This window comes from Bradyrhizobium ferriligni (assembly GCF_056837965.1).
The window spans coordinates 1-434 of sequence record NZ_JBXEJO010000302.1 but is presented as its reverse complement, the minus strand read 5'-3'; the positions used below and the strand labels follow the sequence as shown (position 1 = coordinate 434).

Here is a 434-nt window from a genome sequence, read left to right as displayed (position 1 = left end):
CCGCCTACCGGCTGCGCCAGGCCGAGGAGCGCCAGCACCTGCTCATCGGCTACCTCAAGGCGCTCGAGGCGCTCGACGAGGTCATCGCCCTCATCCGCCGCTCGGCCACGGTCGAGGACGCGCGCAACGGGCTCATGGAGCTCCTCGAGATCGACGAGACCCAGGCGCGGGCCATCCTCGCCATGCAGCTGCGGCAGCTCGCGGCGCTGGAGCGGCAGAAGATCGCCGACGAGTACGCCGAGCTCACCGCCCAGATCGAGGACTTCCGCGACATCATCGCCCGCCCCGAGCGGCAGCGGGAGATCGTCTCCACCGAGCTCGCGGCCATCGTCGACAAGTACGGCGACGACCGCCGCACCCGGATCGTGCCGGCGGCCGGGGAGGTGTCGATGGAGGACCTCATCCCCGAGGAGGAGGTCGTCGTCACCATCACC

Annotated in this window: 1 protein-coding gene; it reads left to right on the top strand. The window is 70.7% G+C overall.

Annotated features, from left to right (window positions below):
• Nucleotides 1–434 (top strand): DNA gyrase subunit A (locus AC1VNY_RS42720; RefSeq protein WP_482409710.1); only part of this gene is annotated, 434 nt, incomplete at both ends.